The organism is Bosea sp. ANAM02, assembly GCF_011764485.1.
In the GTDB taxonomy this organism is placed as follows: domain Bacteria; phylum Pseudomonadota; class Alphaproteobacteria; order Rhizobiales; family Beijerinckiaceae; genus Allobosea.
Map to the genome: position 1 here is coordinate 505,777 of NZ_AP022849.1, position 16,667 is coordinate 522,443.

Below are 16,667 nucleotides of genomic sequence, written 5' to 3' on the forward strand. Positions count from 1 at the left end.
CGGGCAAGCGCTGTGTCACCTATTCCCCAAAGCACTATCCACCATCCTGCAACTAGAACGCAGTTAAACTACATGCCGAGGTTCGCCAGCTCCGGATCGTCGCCGAATTCGATGACGGGACGAGGCGGCAGATCACGAGACATCGTGAGCGCGTCCTTGGTCATGTCTGTGACCTTGGCGATCCGGTCGAAGATGCGAGGGGGCAGCGCCGGGGTGTAGAACCGGTTGGCGACCGCGTCATCGAGCTCGTCGATAATCGCCCACACTGCGTCACCGCCATGCTCCTCGACCATCCTCTCGCGCTGCGTGAGCAGGCGCCCGAGCTGTTCGAGACCGGCTGCCGAGAGATCTGCAAGTGCCTCCTGCAGCTCGAACTCGATGGTTCGAACGCCCATGTAGGCGTTCGCCAGGGTCTCGCCGCTCGTCAGGAGATCTGGCCGGTCGATCCGGAAGCTGCTGAACTCTGGAGGGATATCGTTGAGGCCATGGCGCTTGGCGAAAGCTACAGCGTCATCCACCCGGTCGAGCATGAAGGCGAAGCCGTTGCTCTGGTAGCCAGGCGCCAGGTCGACTTGATCGCTCACGTTGAAACGCCCTCGATCGCCACCGGTTTTGGTCGGCGGGTATAGATCGAAAGCGGGCGGAGCTGATCTGAGAAATAGCGTATCCTCGATGGCGAAAACGCGATCCAGCGTATCCCGCGCCAGCTTCATCGCGGAGTCGGTATGGTCCTCGATGACGGCTCGCGTATCGAGCGGAAGCACGTCGAACACATCGTTTCCCCATCCGATATGGAGAGGGGTCTGAACCTTGAGAGAATGGTGGAAGCCGTCCGCGAGCATCGCACGCGCGTCGGCGATACGAGCCCTGATTTTTTCCCAGCTGCTTCGCATGATCGGGCGGACGAGCACTTCTTTACCGTCAACCTCGATGACTCGACGCTCATACTCGTCACTGCGAGGCCCTTCGACGGTACGAGCCCGCAGGGCGATCGGAGCCTGGTCGAGGCTCTCGATCAGCTTGATTTCGCCAGCGAGCGGAACCCTCACCTGGATCTTCTCAGGCTTCTTGCTTCGACCACGCAGCACCTTGAACGGCACGCGGACCTGAATGTCGATCGGCATGGTCTTCATGGGCGAACTCCACGGCCGGCTGCCGGCGCCGGGGCAGGCTGCGAGATCTCGAAAGCCCCCTCGGCCAGCACCAGCGACTTCTCCAGAAAACGCCTGCGTTTGTCAGTGAACTCGTCATAGAGATTGAAGCGATTTCTCCCGAGATCCCTGAAGGCGCGCAGGAGCCGCGCGGCACCGTCTGGCTCACCGGCGAGCGCGGCCTCCCGGAGCTTGGCGATTTCGATCAGCGGGGCGCGGCCGTCCACTCCGATGATGGCGAAGCGCTCCTTCAGACTGTTCAGGAGCATCCGGACACCTGCCGCGACATTGACGGACTGCTCGTCGAACAGAATGACGTCCTCGTTGATGGTGTCGATTTCGAGCCTGCGAACGAAGTTGTCGGAGAGCCGCTTCTCGTTCTTGTCGATGTTGGCATAGTCGGCCAGGAACTTGCCGGCGACATCCAGGCGGGTGATCCCGAAGGCGAATTCGCCCGGGTCGGCTCCGAGATCGTTCAGTGTCAGCTCGCTCCACCCCATACGAGGCCCGCCCTGGTTATACGCCGGGTAGATCGGATGCTTGACGACGATCGCCGGCGGCGGGGCTGCTCCCCAGACGCGGTTCCTGTTGAATAGCGTCTCGTCCGCGATGATGCGCTCGATCTCGGCGACATACCGGTCAGCTGACACCTTCTCCTCAGAGCTGGCGTCCTTGTAGCGAACCGCGGTCTTCTTCGCCGCGGCGACAACATCGTGGGTGCCGCGCGAGGCCAGGGTCGAGATGATGAAGTCGCTCACGGCCTTGGCGCCGGCCGCGGCGACACTGCGTCCGGCTGCTTCCTCAAGCGGGAGAGGACGGAACAGGACGTCGTCGACGAGCAGGCGTTCGACGAGCTGGGGCATCTCGAACTTGCCAAGCTGCACCACGGCATTTGCCCGCAGCGCGATCTCGCCTGTCTTCTCGGGGAGTTCGATCTCCAGCGGGATGACGACGCCAGGCTGGTCGAGGCGGGCGGATTGGCCGACCGTGAACGTGACTTTGAGCTTCGACGACACCGCTGATTCCATCGCGAATTCGGTAGGCAGGAACCTAGTGGAGTGGCCTGCAAACAACAAACCGCCCGTCTCCGCAGGCGCCCACGGGAAATCGCGTCACGATCCTTGGATATCAGTCGGTCTCAAGGAATGATGATGCAAATCATGATCCCCTCGCTCTCGGGTTAGCAGGCTGAGTATGGAACTGGTCGAACACGTCCCGGCGCGCACTTTCACGCTTCCGCACATCGCGACCGGCCGCCCCGCTTCACTCGCCGTTCGTCTCGACGAGATCTGTCGCGAGTTCACAGCGTTCCGGATGCGCTTCGACGAGGCGACGGGCATTCTCTGGGCAACCATGCTCGACAACCCGTTTCCGAGCTTCGCGCCTGCGATGCTGCAGGAGATGAGGCTGGCGACGACGGCCGTGCGGCTGGCGGCGGAGCAGGGGCTGGCACAGGGCCTGGAGTTCTGCGTCCTCCATAGCGAGACGCCCGGCGTGTTCAACCTCGGAGGGGATCTCGCGACCTTCGCGCGCGCTATCTGCGAGGGCGACGCACCCGCACTTCGTCGATACGCACGCCACTCATGCGACCTAGTCTATGACATGTGGTCGAGCTTCGACCTCCCCGTGACCACAGTCTCTTTCGTCGAGGGCACGGCACTCGGCGGCGGCTTCGAGGCTGCCCGGGCGTGCAATGTCGTCGTCGCAGAGCGCGGTGCACGCCTCGGCCTGCCAGAGGTCAAGTTCGGTCTTTTCGCAGCGATCGGAGCGATCTCGCTGCTCACTAGGCATGTCCCATGGACCGTCGTGCAGCGCCTGATGATCGGAGGCGAGGTCATGCTGGCCGAAGATCTCCATGCGCTGGGCGTCGTCGACGTCCTTCTGGAGCCCGGGAGCGGTATCGATGGCTTCCTGCGCTACCTCAATACCGACCTGCGCCGCGAGAAGCCAACACGCAGCCTGGTGCAGGCCGCCCGCCGGCGGGTGGCGCCGCTGCCGATCAGCGAGCTCTACGAAGTCGCTGATCAATGGATCGAGGCAGCCATGGCACTCAGCCCCGAAGACCTGCGTCGGATGGAGCGTATCCACGCCGCTCAACGCCGGCATCTGCAGCGTGCGTGACGGCGTGGTTCTAACCTTCGATCGCGACAATCCCGGTCCTTCAGGGCCGGGTCAGGCGATCCTTGTGTCGCCCGGAAATCCTGCATAGCTTCGACGCTATGCTGCGCCAGCAGGCCTACCGATTCCGGATTTATCCAAGCAATACGCAAGCGGATCTGTTCCGCCGAACGATCGGCTGCTGCCGGCTGGTCTACAACCTGTGTCTCGACCAGAAGACGTTGGAACACCACCGCAGCGCGCCGCGGCGGTTGAGCTACGCAGGTCAGTGCGACGGCCTGACCGAACTGAAGCGCGAGGTGGAGTGGCTGAGGGTTGTTCCTCACCACCCGCTGCAGCAGGCGATCCGTGATCTGCACCGCGCCTTTACGAACTTCTTCGAGGGGCGAGCGCGCTACCCCTCATTCCGGCGCAAAGGCGAGAACGAGTCCTTCCGCTATCCCGATCCCAAGCAGATCAAGCTGGAGGAGGAGCGCATCTTCCTGCCGAAGGCTGGGTGGGTGAAGCTTGTCCAGCACCGGCCGGTCGAGGGCGACGTCAAGAACGCCACGGTCTCAATGATCGCGGGCGACTGGTTCGTCTCGATCCAGGTCGAGCAGGAAGTCGCGGAGCCTGCCCTCAATCACGGCCCGGCCGTCGGCGTCGATCTGGGCGTCGAGCAGCCGATCACGCTCTCGGATGGGACGGTCTTTGCGCTGCCGCGCGTCTCGCTCCACGAGCGCCGCCGGCTGGCGTCCGCGCAGCAGAGCGTGGCTCGCAGGCGGAAAGGATCGAAGAACCGGGCTAAGGCCCTGCGGCGCGTCGCGCGGCTGCAGGCGAAGTTCGCCAGACGAAGGAGGGATGCAGCTCACAAGGCCACGACGATCATCGCCAAGAACCACGGCATGGTCGTTGTCGAAGCCCTGAAGGTAAGGAACATGACCGCATCGGCGCGAGGTTCCGCGGAGGAACCTGGCTCGAAGGTCAGTCAGAAGGCCGGGTTGAACCGGTCCCTGCTCGACATTGCGCCGGGGAAGATCCGTGCGATGCTCGCCTACAAGGCGCCCTGGCACGGATCGAGGCTCATCGCCGTCGATCCGGCCTACACCTCGCAGGAATGCTCTTCCTGCCGCACGGTCGATGCGAAGAGTCGCATCAGCCGCTCGCAGTTCGTCTGCACGAATTGCGGTCTCATCGAGAATGCCGACGTCAACGCCGCCAGGTCGATCCTGGCGCGCGGGCTCGGCACAACCGGAGGACGTCCGGGGATGGCCTGTGGATCGAGCCGCGCTGGTGGCCGGAAACAGGAAGTCGCGCCTGCAAAGGCGAGAAACTCGGTCCTCCAGGGCCGAGAGTAGTCACTTGCATCGAGCCGTGAGACTCCTCGGTGAAAGAGGTTTCTCAGGCTGCCATGATCGATTCCGAGACGAAAGCTTCTCCCCGCCGCAAGAGGAAGGTGTCCCTGCGCCGCGCGCCGATGAAACACGTCTTCATCGGTCAATGGCTCGGTGACGGCCAAGAGAAGCTGAAGCGCCGGACCAACACCGAGGTCTCGGCCTTCCTGATGGAGCAGGCACTCCGCGATCTCGGCGGCCGGCCGCTGACTGGGCCGGATCCTGTGACGGATGAGCGCCTGGCGCGGCAATTCGCCTATGAGACGTTCCACGCGATGCAGCAGGGCGACCTCAGTCGCGGCGTGAACTGGTACAAGGACGCGATCGCTCGCTCGATCGAGCTGGCCGGCCTGATCTACCCCGAGCTCGTCGACGACAAGGCGGCGAAGGGCCTCGGCCACGCCAACATCCGCTCCGCCCAGGAAGCGAAGACGGTGCTCTGCTGCGCGCTCGCAATCACCTCGCAAAACAACACCGTGCACGAGAACTGTGCTTACGCGTTGGAGCAGTACGGCGCCTTCCGCACGAACGGCGCCTTTTTCGCGAAGACCTACGGCGCCAAGGGGGCCTCGGTCGCCAACAACCTGGTCCGCTTCAACGAGCTGCTGGAGGTTCACGAGGGCGATCTTTCATCGCTCCGCGACTTCCTTGAGGCGCCTTACACGATGAGCGAGCTGCGCACGGCCGCGGCCAAGTTCGGCATCAATATCACCGCGCGCGAGCTGGCGGACGAGACCGTCTATGGATCGATCGTTTTCGGCCCAAAGATCGGAAACGCATTCCTCTCAAATTTGCTGGGGAACCTGAGCCCGCTGACCCTGGATTTGTGGATGACACGCACCTGGGGCAGGCTGACTGGACGTCTGGTCAAAGGAACAGTGAGTGACGACCAGAAGGACCGACTTCGTGACACCCTAATCTCTGAAGGATTTCTGGCCGAAATGGCCGAAGCCGGCCTCCATGCCGATCCTTCGACCATCCATGAATTGGCTGATGAAGATCTTGTCGATCTCTGTGGGGATTTGATCAATCTTTGGGAGCGCTTTAGGAAGTCCTTAGTCGCCAAGGGCTATGACGACAACAAGCAGCTGTCCGAATTCAAGGCGAACCTCGGATGGCCCGGCGCGGCGCAGTCGATCTCAAAATCGCTCGGCGCCAGCGTCGACGCCCCAGCCACCGCAAGCGAACGCCGGTGGATACGGCAGGTGATGGGGCGCGCGGTAGAGATTTTGGCTGGCAATGGTGTCATCATCGAGCCAGCTACGATGCAAGCGGTCCTGTGGTATGCCGAGAAGGCAGCCTGGGACCACCTCTCCGGCCGTAAGGTCGGATCGTTGAATGTCTCGTTTGACGAAGCAATGGCTCGTCTGGCGACACGGAATGGGATCGATCATGACGCAATCGCGCGCGTTTTCCGCGGAAGTGAACACGACGGATCGTCAGGACCAGGACTTCGAGAAGAGCCTCGAGGCGACGACGCCGGAGCAGCGCAAGGGCTTCCTGAAGGAGCTGAAGTCGATCTCGGAGACGCGATCGAAGAAGCCGAGCCAGAAGTCCGAATGATGCTGGCCTAAGACCCTCTCGCCGCGCGAGCCTATTCGGGCTGTCGCGCGGCGAACTGCTGCCATGTCGGACGGAGCGGATTGTCCGTCCTTGCTTTCACTGCGACCGGCTCCGGAAGGGCTTCTTGCTCGACCAAATTTTCGACAGGGAGACTAGCCAGCGCCGCGATCTGCGGCTTCGCGCCGGTGCCTTTGTCTGACTTCCGGAGCCAACCGCCGATCGTTTTCAGATCGAGCTCGGTGAACTCGCGCCCCTTGAAGACGATCATGAACTGGCTGGAGATAGCGTCGGCCTCGGCCTGGCTACGACAGACGAACTCCATGGTCTCGCGTGTCGGCATGCGCAGTACCGCGATCCAGTCACGCACAATCGGGATCTGATAGTTGTTCTTGAAGCGGTAATCGCGGTCGCCGTTCTTCGTGGCATGGCGCCATGTTTGCCCGACGATCTCCGCCTTCCAGCGCGGCTTCTCGCGCCCGACATCGCGACAGACGGTCTCTACTTCGATCTCGTCGGTGTTGCCGCGAACGACGCTGAAGCCGTCCTGGATCCAGTAGGTCTTCGGCGTCAGAAGCCAGAGAAAGCCGAACTTCTCGATCCGCAGGAACTCCCGATCGCATTTGATCCGGTAGCTCTCCTTGACCAGCTTGACGTTGAGCTTCGATCCTTCGTCCGATCGCTTGAATGCCTTCTTGAACAGCTTGATATCGCCCGGCGCAACCATTCCGGTCGTGCCGTACTCCTCGGCTCGGATCTTCGTCGTCGGCAAATTGATCACGACCAAGGCGAGCAAAGTGACTGCGAGCGGTGGCTCGTACTTCGTGACTGCCCAAATGGCGAGGGTCACCACGATCGCCGTCAGTTCGATGGGAAAAAGAACGTGGTTGAGCCACATCCGGCGTCCGACACGATCACTCACGACGACACCAGCCAGGTCTTAATCAGCAGCCCGATGTAGAGCCAGGCGCCAAACGAGAAGACGTAGGTCATGAAGGGCGAGCGTGCGAGACGGGTCGAAGCTGCAACTCCCTGCACGCCTTTTCGAGGCAACAGGTAGATGAACCATTGGATTATCAACCCCGGCCAGAGCAGGAGAAGTCGCCCCGGCGTAAGCCTCACACCAGGCACGTTGTCTCGACCCATTCGCCCCCCCAGCAGCCACGCGGTCAGCGCCCTTGCGCAGATGACCCACCGTCAATCTACCCCAGGACACTACCCCTGAGCCACGAAAACCGCTGTCAGCAGCCCGATACTCACGGGTTTTCGTTAATCGCCGAGGACCGGCGACCGATTCACGTCGTGAATCCGCAACTCCCCTTCGATTCCGAACTTCAATTGGACCCCTGGTACCGCGACGCGCGAGGTTGCCGGCCCGAAACGAGCCGGAGCCAGTGCCATGCAATGCATCGTCGCAATGGAGAGCATCTGTCCTGCGGAAAACCGCTTCCGCTTCTATGTCCTGTCGCTCGATGAGACCCTGTTCGGGGATGTCGCGCTGGTCCGGGAATGGGGGCGCATCGGAACGAACGGCCGCCGGCGCCTTGACCTGTTCGACGATCGGGTGCGCGCATTCTCGACGCTGGAGGAGTGGCTCGAACGCAAGCGCCGTCGCGGCTACAAGGTTGTCGAGAGCAGCTGGCCGATCCAGCCTGCCAGGGTCAGTCCTCGATCGCCGGCGCGAAAAGCCGCCAATGCTTCGAACGGACAAGCCCGGCCATATTGACCTGGAACTGCCGCGGAGTGACCCGAATATCGGACTCGTCGATATCGATGACGACATACCCGCCCGCGTTGATGTTGCGCAGCTCCCAGTCCGCGGCCTTGGGATCGGACGGCTCGACGGTGACGCGGTTGTCGAGTGCACTGACGTTGACGAAGCGCGAACCGCGATGGGTTTTGTCCTCAAAGCCATGGCGGTGCCCGTAGAGGAAGAGCGGGACACCCGCCATGTCGAGCTGCGTTTTCGTCTGGCGTTCGTGCGTCACCACGATCGTGCGCGCCGGGTCGTTCTCCGCGACCAGGTTCGCTAGGTCGCGACGGTTTGCCCTTATGATCGCGACGTCGGCAGCGGCGTCGTCTCGCTTGAAGGCCTTATAGCGCGCGCTGCGCTCCAGCTTGGCCCTATCCGAGCTCGACGCTCCTTTCAGGCTTTCCAACTCATCCAGGACAGCCTGGTGGCGCGCGTCGACCTCGGCCCGCAGCCGCACTGCGTGCGGGTTGAGGCCCCACTTCACCGGCAGCCCGCTGAAGCCCACAAAGACGAAGCCGCCATGCGCGTATGGCCTCATGTGGAGATGATGGCAGGTCGACCCAAACGACCGGTCATATTCGAGCCTGCCGTCCCAGTTTCCGAAGACATAGAGGACTGGACAATTGAACGAGGCGAGGATCTCAAAGATGGTCGCCGCGGCATCGTTCCCAATGTCGCCTGCGACCACGAGCAGATCGAACTCGCTTCGCTCCAGCCCGCGCAGCTTCTCGACGGCTCTGACATTGCTATGGATGTCGGAAAGCCCAAGAACCCGCATTCGCCCAGTCACCACCCCTGCCGGTCTCTGGGCTTGCTAGTCATCTGGCAGATGACTAGCAAGCCTCCTTCGCCCGAGCAGGCAGTCAGGACCTAAGCGCCGGCGATGGAAGTGCGGCCTCGACGGCAGCTTCGAATGCCTCGTCGAAGCCAGGATGCTCCATAGCGCCGACAAACACGCGCCGGTTCTCGCGATCGGCGTGATAGGCCGCGAACGCCTTGCGCAGGCCCTTGTCGCTCGTCACCCGCTTCAGCCAGTCCATCGCCTCGGGATGACGCCTCCAGAAGTCGCCGGTCCTGAAGAAGAATTCCTGCATCGCGCCCAGGGACTCAACGTTCGAGCGAACACGGACGCCATCCGCGGCGCGGTACTTTCCATCGACCGCCGTGAGAGACGTAGGGATGCTCTTCAGCCAGTCCGACAGGTGCGTGGCGGCCGCATCGTACTCCTCATCCCGCAGCTCTTTGGCCATCTTGCAGAGCGAGCCCCACATGGAGAGACGGTCCTTGCTGAAGAGCTGTGCTACGGGACCGGAACCAACATTGAGGTTCACGGTGGCGAGAAGATCCTCACAGAAATAGGTGCCGCCGGGATCCGCCTTCAGAGCCTTCGTCAGCAGCGTCTGCGCGAGAGACCACTGACCTGCGTTCGCTGCAATCCACCCGCCGGTCGCGAGGATCGCGGGGTAGTGGAAGGAATCGCAGCCGTGCTTGCTCCAAGACATGAGCTTCTTCGGCGCGAGCCGGTCGACCTTGTCCCCATAGAGCTGCTCGAACAGAGCAACTGCCTTCGTGACATGCGGAAGAAGGTCCCTCGCAAAGTGAGGAGCCGCCGCCTTGTAGTTCGGGTCGGCGGGCCCCCAGTTGTCCCGCCGACCGTTGCCCGCCCAGCTGAACTGCAGGCAGGGCTCGGCAAGCGCGCCGACATACGACGAGTGGACCCATGGGTTCTCGGGATGCTGCTTCAGCAGCTTCTCAAGCTGCGCTTTGTGATCGTCGACAGGGCCGTCCTCATACTCATCGGCAAGAGCCTGAAGCGCCTTCCAGACCGCCCCGCCGGCCCGTGTGAATTCGAGCTGAAACTCGTCATCATCAGACCGCGTCGGAGCTGCAGTGGCATAGTCGCCGGCCGACTTCGAGCCATCCACCTTCGTACCGCCGCGAAGCACTTCATGCTTTCCCTTGATCTCCCGGAAGGCGAGGCCGTGAGCTTCTGGCGTCCTGAAAAGCCCGATCTCACGGATGTCCCAATCTCGGGCCGAGAGGCCCTTGAGATCGGTTCCCTTCAAATCAGCCACCGACTGCAAGAGATGATTGTCTCTCCGCACGCTGATCGGGATCTTTCCGTCATACGCCCGCGCACTCTCTTCCTTCGATGAGGAGAGGAACAGCGATGAAAGATCCTCTTCATAGGGACCTGGCGGGTGCTTCTCCGGGTGCGCGCTAGCGCGCTCCAGGTCCTTCTGCAGGTCATGCAAATCGGCATAACCATAGGCTCGGGCGAGGAAGTTCTGGGTAACCTGAAGGGGCTGCTCGATGAGCCAAGCAAGATGCTTGGCGCGGGCGCTGAAATCGTCCTTCGAGGTCGGACGAAAGCGCGTAACGGGGCGCTCGTGGGGTTCACGGGTCATTGTCATCTCCGAATGGTCATCAGTTGGGAACGAACTGGTAGCGAGGGCCGGATTCCCCGCTACGTGCATCCCGAACCTCAATCCAATCGAAGAGGAGCAGAATGTCTGTGGTCTACCCTGGCCCCACCTGGGGTTCTGCGCTTACGGTTGCCCGTTCCGGCGTCATCGGCTGCCAGTGCCGATTTCATAATCATAGGGCCGGCGCCCGCCTCGGGCAAGATTTGTATTCGCTATCCACCGAAGAGCAGGCCAAACAGCTTGGAACAGAACGCATACGGCGCCTGCGAGGAATGATCCGCTCCTGACCCCACTGTTACCCGGAGAGGGGCAATCGAATCCGCGCCCCGACCAACCTCGTTCGTCGGACGAATTTGCCTTCATCCGGACAGCGTTCTTGCTAGGGCCCGAAGGCCCTTGTTCGATCGAGCAGTTGGATCAGTCGCTCGGCCGCCAAATTCGGGCTGCGATAAGTTTCGTCGGGGCGCGCTCCGTATGACGCATCATCGGAAGTAAAAACGCCGAACCCCTGGCCCGATCGCCAGCTGACACTGAACTTATGGCCAAAGAGCTCCAGATCAATCCACCATTCCCCGCTCGGATCAGCAGGCTCGTCGATTGAATGAGTTCCCCCGGCAGGAGCTAGGATTCGGAGAAATCTCTGGATGTTTCGACGACCACTTTGTCGCTGATCGTCGCCATTCCGCCCCGTCCTGGTTCGCTCGGACATCTTTCGGACCTCTCTAGATCCTGAATCCGCTGCTTAAACGCGCGCCTCAAACATCCGCCGAAAACGCCTGATATCGTCGTGGCTCGTACTCAGCCAAGAGCGAGGTACAGTATCGAACCTGACCTCGCTTCGCTTGAAGAAACCTCAGTGCAGACTGCCTCTGGCGGCTGAGCGCGCGACTTCGTGGATATCGCCGGGAGCGACGCCGATGTCGTTGAGACCATGCTGGCTCAATGAGGCAAGCGCACGAAGCGTACGCTCTTCCTTGCGCTTGGCGCGATAGCGGCGGGCGGCGGCGCGTCCGCCTTCGACGATGAGAGCGAGAAACATGGTTGGCCTTCGTGAAGATGATCGAAGGCTCCATGCCTTCGGATTGCGCGGAACCTACGCGCACTCCCCGAAAGCAAGAACCGGATATTCGACTCCTTGATCAGCTTTCGGTGGATGGGCTCAGTAATCGATGCCCTTTATGGCGCCGAGGTGCGGAGCGTTGGTGAAAACCATGGTGACGTAGGCACTGACGCTGCTCAGCACCGTGAAGCCGACAATCCCGGCCTGGACATTCGTGCGCATGAAGCCCGAAATCACAGCAAGAAGATCCGGACGCGCAGCCACAAGCACGAGAGCGGTGACGATCCCGAGGGCAAACAGCCCCATCACCGCCCAGCCGAGCAGATAGACGATCAGGTACCCCAGAAACTCGCCCACCTTAAGCGCAGCGAGCTCCACCGCCGAACGCTGGCGCACAATCTGCAATTCCATGAGCGTGTTCCTTCCGACTCCACACCGCAACGATGCTACCTCAAAGGATTGAAGCAAAGAATTGAGTCGAAATCTTTTCCGTGGATCGTGCGGCTGGTGTGGCTTTCGACCGCTCCGGATACTCTCGGCGAAAGGCGCTTGAGCCGGCCTTCCTGACTTTCTATTTTCGCGCGCAGAACGAGAGAGACATGAGCCAAACCCGCAAGGTCGACGACGCCGGCGAGAAGATCGGCGGTGCCCGCAAGGACATGTGGCGCAGCCGCGTCATGACCCCGGAGGACCTTGATGCTCTGAGCATCGAGGAGGCCGTAGCGTTCGTCTCGAAGGATTTGGTCTGGCCGAAGCCGGACTATTCAGCGCTCGCGGCGGCAGGGTACGAACCTGAAGCCCTTGCGCTGCAAAAGATCGTGCGCGACCGCCTGCCGGCGGCTGCTGTCATTCCGGACAGCGACAAGCCGGACCAGGAACTGCGCCAGATCCATCGGCAGTATGTCGAGATGGTCGGCTTGCTTCGCGACGTCGCGGCGCGGTTGAAAACCGCCGCGGAAATGCGCGTCTTCCATAACGAGATCTACACGGAGCTCGACTGGCACCAGTCCGGCTGGCGGAGCAATGAGGTCCGCTCGAAGATTGCCAGCGTCACCCCGGGACGCAAGCGTCCATACGAGATGAAGACCGCCGACCTCGACAAGGCGTCGGCGATGGTCCGGGAGGGGTTCCCGAGCTCCAAGGCCGATCCGTGGCTCAAGGGTGTCCTGATCAAAGAGCGCTCCGGCGAGTTCTACGCTGTCCGCGGCCGCACCATCACCACCAAGGGGCACGCCACCTACGAAGCGACGGTTGCCGCGCTCAAGGCGGCTTACCAGGAAAAGCGCACGAAGAAGACCGACACCCCGAAGATGCCGCCGATGTACCGCGAGCGCCTCGAAGAGATCGTGCGCGAAGGTCTGCCGGCTCGTCGCGACGGATCGGTTACGCCGGAAGCGTTCATCGAGGAGTTCGGTTTCCGCGGCGTCGAGTTCGGCGAGTGGTTGCCGGACGGCGAGCGCCAGATGGTGCTCGACCACGCCTGGGATGCGTTCTGCGACCTGGCTGAGGTTCTGGACATCCCGCGCACCTCGTTGAGCCTGGGCGGGAACCTCGCCCTCGCATTCGGCGCGCGAGGCAACGGCCAGGCTGCTCACTACGAGCCGCTGAGGGCTGTCTTCAATGTTTCCCGGCTGTCGGGCGCCGGCTCGGTTGCCCATGAATACGGGCATTTTCTGGATCACTATGCCGGTCAGAAGGAATACATCCCCTCTCAGAACGGTTCGATTGCGTCCGGCTCCGGCTGGTACGAGTGGTCTCTGCCACGCGCCGGCCGGCTGGGTGGACTTGGTCCGGAGCTTGCCGCCATGTGGGATCGGATGATGGAAACCATCCGAATGCGCCGCCTGAGTCGCGACGAGCATCTGGCTGCGCTGGACAGCAAGATCAATTATCACGCCGGCCGCATTGCGAGCGAGACGAAGCGCCTGGAGACCTTCATCGCATCTGGCGGTGAGCAGCGTGACCGCAAGTTCGTCCCCAAGATGCAGGCCTGGCTTCGCGGCGAGGCCGCGGCCGAGAACTCCGTCCGCGCTCGTCGCGAGGCCTTTCACAACAACCCTTCATTGCCCGGTGCCGCGGCAGTTTCGCACTATTTCGCCGAGGCCCTGAAGCTCGGCGGTTCGAACGGCTACTGGCAGCGTCCGACCGAGACGTTTGCCCGGGCCTTCGAGTGCGCCGTGTTCGATGCGCTGAAGAAGTCGGGCGCACGGAGCGACTACCTGGTGCATGGGGTCGAGCCGGAGCTCTATGCGGACGCGGTCTGGAAGGGCAACCCCTATCCGGTCGGCGATGAGCGAAAGGCCATCACCTCACTCGCGCTTGACCTGTCGCGGGCGATCATCCCGGTCATCGTCGCAAAATTCGAGCAGGAGCCCGGGCCGGTTCCTGCGCCGTGATGATCAGAGGCGGGGCGCCGGCGTGGCGTCCTCGTCTGGAACCCGGTAGCGCTCCAGAATCTCTTTCATCATGTCGTCATGCATGGCGGCCTGCTGATCGATCCGGGACGCCAGCTCCTGAAGCGCAGGCAGCATCGCATCGAACGCACGCCCGACGGTTTCACGGTACTGGGCGATCCGCTCGTTGTCGGCATCGATGATCGCCTGGACGGCCGCAGGCGAGGCGTGATCCAGCAAGACGTCCGCGCGATCGACGTATAGCTGCGGCGCGCGGCCCTGGACGCCACGCGAACCATAGTCGGCCGCGTAGATCGTCCTGTAGCCAGGCTTCACATAGAAGCGCGATCCGGTCTCCTTGATGACCGTCGCCACCGCGACGGCGCGGCGGAAGCCGAGTCTCGGGAAGGGGAGGACGAAGCCCTTCGGGAGCTTCCCGATACGCTCACGGTCGTCATGGATCGAGGTCCGATAATCGCTCCCGATGATGATCGTTCGAGCAGCAGCTTCTTCCGCTGCGGCACGCGCGGTGCGCATCGCTTCGAATTCAGCCTTGCCCGTCTCATTCCAAAAATCGAAACCCTGCTTGGTCAGCAGGTAGATGTTCGAGCTGTAGTGGGCTGGCGTATCGCCGAGCTGATCGATCAGCTTTTGGAACGCCGGACGCGACGAACTCACTCGGTTCGGGATCAGGTTGAGGGAGTTCTCATAGGTCAGGTACTTCAGCCTGATCAGGGGCGTGGTGTCAGGTGAGGCCTTGGTGAAACGCCTGTGCAGCTCAACCAGCGCGTCCTGGTTCTGGACCATCCGCGCCTTGCGCTTTCCGTTCTCGTCGACCGGCGTCAGGTCGAAGAATTGCATCCCGCCAGCACCGGACGTGGTGACCAGGCGATTGCCCGGACCGTTCTCCAGGAGCCAGTCGAGGAGCGCTAGGCTCGCGTAGGAGAGCGAATCTTTCTTTGCCATCGTCAGCGCCTGGCAGGGAAGGTGAGGGAGGCGCCGTCCTCAAGGGCTCGGGCTTCGTCGACAAGAGAGCGTGCCTGGTCGCGCAGCTCGGAGGCGCGGCGTCGATCGGAAGCCTCGCGATCGCGGATCGCCTGCGCGGCGACGCGGGCGTTCCCGACTGTCTGCGGCAGACCGCGCGCGGCCAACTCCTCGGCTAGCGCGATCCCGTAGGGCGCGTCGAGTCGACGACCGGCTTCGGTCAGGCATGCGGAGCTGAGGATGGCTGATTTCATGGTGAGACCTCCGCCCTCAGGCTACCGGTTGGGGACGCAAACCAGAACTGCGGCCGGCATCGAACTGATCGACGAGCTCCAGCGCCTGTTCCAGCGCCTTCCACCCGGAGGCAGGCAGGTTGTCCTGTGGCTGGTGGATGTTGAGCACCGTAGCCCACATGGAGGCACACAGAGGCTCCCTGGCGTCCTCGGGGATCTTGGCGACGAAGCCCTTTGGCGTGGCGCCCTGATCGTTGACCCAACGATCAAGGTCCGCGGTCAAGACTTCGGCGATCGCCGATCGTCCGACCAGGTAGGTGCTCTCGATGTCGTGCAGGCTGTGCAGCAGGCAGCCGATGACGATATGGCGCTCGTCCTCGGTCAGTCCGGCGATCCAGTTCGCGCTCACCAGAGATCCTCCGAGAACAGCTCGCGCTGCGCGCTCTCGTTGCGCATGCGCTGGCCACTCGCCTTGACGAGATCCATCGCCGCGGTGCGGTCGACGAAGACGCCCTGATCTGTCGTGAAGCCCGGGGTGTGACCGATCCCGTCCGGATCGATCCCGAGCAGCGCGCTCATCGAGAAGAGATGGTGATGACGAAAAGGCGCCGGCAACGAAACCATGCTGCCGTCCGCCAGCCGCAAGGCGACACCGGTGATGCGGCGGCTGTCACCCATGACGCTCATCAACGATAACCCGGGCCGGCTATGTAGACAGCCTCGTCCGTCAGCGGCGCCTCGCCTTCCAGCCAGACGCCGCAGAAATCCATCGCGTCCTGCAGGTGAACGGGATCGATGCGGAGCTCTCCGTCGTCGCGGCGCTCCAGGAAAGACTGCAGGTGAGGATCCGCGAAGGCGCCCATGACGCGCGAATGCAGAACTGCAGGGAGAAAGCGAACGAGATCCTCAACCCGATAACTCATCTTCTTGCCATGCCGTCGCCAATACTCGACGTCCACCAACTCCTCGACGATAGCCTTTCGAAGCTCCTCGTCGTCCATGTTTCGGATGGAGATGACGTCGGTATCGACCAGATACCAGGCATCAGCGAAGGCTTTGATCGCGCTGCCGTCGAGCTGATGCAGGGCTGCCGCCTCATCCTGCGCGAGGTCGACAAAAGCCCTGATATCGTCCGTGGTGATCTCGGTCATGATGCGCGCCGCCTCGTCCGCTTGGCGCCCGCCCGAGAGGCTTGAGCGCGCTTGGCATCGCGATAGGCCAAGATGGAATTCGCATGGGCCATATGACCAGACACCTCCTCCGCCCATCGCACCCATTCACTCGGATCGGCATTTTCCGCAGGCCGTTTCACAAAGGGGCCGCGGAGGGCCGCGATGTCGGCCCGGGTGAGGTGACGCTCGGGGTCGAATTCTGCGGTCACGGCTTCGGTCCCGCCGGCGCCTCGAACTTCGATCGAACCTGCTCGTAGGCAGCGTCTCCCGCGTCGGTGATCGAGATCGTCGTCGTGCCGAAGTTGCCCGTTTTCAAAGTCGCGTAGCTCATCGCAACCAGCCACTGACCAGGCGCGTAGCTTTCAGCAATCGAGCGGCTGCGCTTCTCGTGGAGCTCGGCGAGAAGCTCAAACCGCGGCTTGGTGAATGCGGGCTTCGACATCG

General features: G+C 62.4%; 18 protein-coding genes. 5 read left to right on the forward strand and 13 right to left on the reverse strand.

From position 1 onward, the window contains the following. Positions 1–68: 68 nt before the first annotated feature. On the reverse strand, positions 69–1,133 hold the full coding sequence (locus tag OCUBac02_RS26195) for a hypothetical protein (RefSeq protein ID WP_173050744.1): 1,065 nt from the start codon (positions 1,131–1,133) through the stop codon (positions 69–71). Further along, positions 1,130–2,227: a hypothetical protein gene (locus tag OCUBac02_RS26200; protein ID WP_173050746.1), complete on the reverse strand. Its 1,098-nt coding sequence runs from the start codon at positions 2,225–2,227 to the stop codon at positions 1,130–1,132. Before OCUBac02_RS26200 ends, OCUBac02_RS26195 begins: the two co-directional genes overlap by 4 nt. 118 nt (positions 2,228–2,345) lie before the next feature. On the opposite strand from OCUBac02_RS26200, the gene OCUBac02_RS26205 reads away from it, so the two are divergent. From OCUBac02_RS26205 to OCUBac02_RS26215, 3 genes are all read left to right on the forward strand, one after another. After that, entirely contained in the window at positions 2,346–3,272 is a 927-nt protein-coding gene (locus OCUBac02_RS26205) for a crotonase/enoyl-CoA hydratase family protein (protein WP_173050748.1), read from the forward strand. Positions 3,273–3,370: 98 nt separating this feature from the next. Further along, positions 3,371–4,606: an RNA-guided endonuclease InsQ/TnpB family protein gene (locus tag OCUBac02_RS26210; RefSeq protein WP_244639335.1), complete on the forward strand. Its 1,236-nt coding sequence runs from the start codon at positions 3,371–3,373 to the stop codon at positions 4,604–4,606. A 53-nt stretch (positions 4,607–4,659) separates the two neighbouring features. Beyond that, positions 4,660–6,216: a hypothetical protein gene (locus tag OCUBac02_RS26215; RefSeq protein WP_173050752.1), complete on the forward strand. Its 1,557-nt coding sequence runs from the start codon at positions 4,660–4,662 to the stop codon at positions 6,214–6,216. A 20-nt stretch (positions 6,217–6,236) separates the two neighbouring features. Here OCUBac02_RS26215 and OCUBac02_RS26220 read toward each other — a convergent pair whose 3' ends face one another. Continuing rightward, a complete protein-coding gene (locus OCUBac02_RS26220) occupies positions 6,237–7,100 on the reverse strand; it encodes a hypothetical protein (RefSeq protein ID WP_173050754.1) in 864 nt (287 codons plus the stop codon). A gap of 501 nt (positions 7,101–7,601) precedes the next feature. Here OCUBac02_RS26220 and OCUBac02_RS26225 point away from each other — a divergent pair. After that, positions 7,602–7,928, forward strand: coding sequence for a WGR domain-containing protein (locus OCUBac02_RS26225; RefSeq protein WP_173050756.1), 327 nt, complete (start codon positions 7,602–7,604; stop codon positions 7,926–7,928). On the opposite strand, the gene OCUBac02_RS26230 is transcribed toward OCUBac02_RS26225, so the two are convergent. From OCUBac02_RS26230 to OCUBac02_RS26245, 4 genes are all read right to left on the reverse strand, one after another. Beyond that, the gene (locus tag OCUBac02_RS26230) at positions 7,864–8,733 is read right to left on the reverse strand and encodes a metallophosphoesterase family protein (RefSeq protein ID WP_173050758.1); all 870 of its coding nucleotides are present in this window, start codon (positions 8,731–8,733) and stop codon (positions 7,864–7,866) included. The genes OCUBac02_RS26225 and OCUBac02_RS26230 overlap by 65 nt on opposite strands. An 85-nt stretch (positions 8,734–8,818) precedes the next feature. Further along, positions 8,819–10,363: a hypothetical protein gene (locus OCUBac02_RS26235; protein ID WP_173050760.1), complete on the reverse strand. Its 1,545-nt coding sequence runs from the start codon at positions 10,361–10,363 to the stop codon at positions 8,819–8,821. Between the two features lie 871 nt (positions 10,364–11,234). Next, entirely contained in the window at positions 11,235–11,420 is a 186-nt protein-coding gene (locus OCUBac02_RS26240) for a DUF1127 domain-containing protein (RefSeq protein WP_173050761.1), read from the reverse strand. A 120-nt stretch (positions 11,421–11,540) separates the two neighbouring features. After that, positions 11,541–11,852 (reverse strand): hypothetical protein, encoded by a 312-nt coding sequence (locus OCUBac02_RS26245; protein ID WP_173050763.1) that lies wholly within the window; start codon positions 11,850–11,852, stop codon positions 11,541–11,543. Between the two features lie 188 nt (positions 11,853–12,040). Here OCUBac02_RS26245 and OCUBac02_RS26250 point away from each other — a divergent pair, with 188 nt between their 5' ends. Then, the gene (locus OCUBac02_RS26250; protein ID WP_173050765.1) at positions 12,041–13,837 is read left to right on the forward strand and encodes an LPD1 domain-containing protein; all 1,797 of its coding nucleotides are present in this window, start codon (positions 12,041–12,043) and stop codon (positions 13,835–13,837) included. Between the two features lie 3 nt (positions 13,838–13,840). Here the strand turns inward: OCUBac02_RS26250 and OCUBac02_RS26255 are convergent, their stop codons facing one another. The 6 genes from OCUBac02_RS26255 to OCUBac02_RS26280 all read right to left on the reverse strand — a co-directional run bounded on the left by OCUBac02_RS26255 (position 13,841) and on the right by OCUBac02_RS26280 (position 16,665). After that, the gene (locus tag OCUBac02_RS26255; RefSeq protein ID WP_173050768.1) at positions 13,841–14,800 is read right to left on the reverse strand and encodes a hypothetical protein; all 960 of its coding nucleotides are present in this window, start codon (positions 14,798–14,800) and stop codon (positions 13,841–13,843) included. A 2-nt stretch (positions 14,801–14,802) separates the two neighbouring features. After that, positions 14,803–15,072, reverse strand: a complete 270-nt coding sequence (locus OCUBac02_RS26260) for a hypothetical protein (protein WP_173050770.1) — start codon at positions 15,070–15,072, stop codon at positions 14,803–14,805. Between the two features lie 16 nt (positions 15,073–15,088). Continuing rightward, positions 15,089–15,460, reverse strand: coding sequence for a hypothetical protein (locus OCUBac02_RS26265; RefSeq protein WP_173050772.1), 372 nt, complete (start codon positions 15,458–15,460; stop codon positions 15,089–15,091). Continuing rightward, complete coding sequence (locus OCUBac02_RS26270) at positions 15,457–15,729, reverse strand: Y16D family protein (protein ID WP_173050773.1); 273 nt, start codon at positions 15,727–15,729, stop codon at positions 15,457–15,459. The genes OCUBac02_RS26265 and OCUBac02_RS26270 overlap by 4 nt, the downstream gene beginning before the upstream one ends. 8 nt (positions 15,730–15,737) lie before the next feature. Further along, positions 15,738–16,202: a hypothetical protein gene (locus OCUBac02_RS26275; RefSeq protein WP_173050775.1), complete on the reverse strand. Its 465-nt coding sequence runs from the start codon at positions 16,200–16,202 to the stop codon at positions 15,738–15,740. Positions 16,203–16,428: 226 nt separating this feature from the next. After that, entirely contained in the window at positions 16,429–16,665 is a 237-nt protein-coding gene (locus tag OCUBac02_RS26280) for a hypothetical protein (RefSeq protein ID WP_173050777.1), read from the reverse strand. Positions 16,666–16,667: the final 2 nt, after the last annotated feature.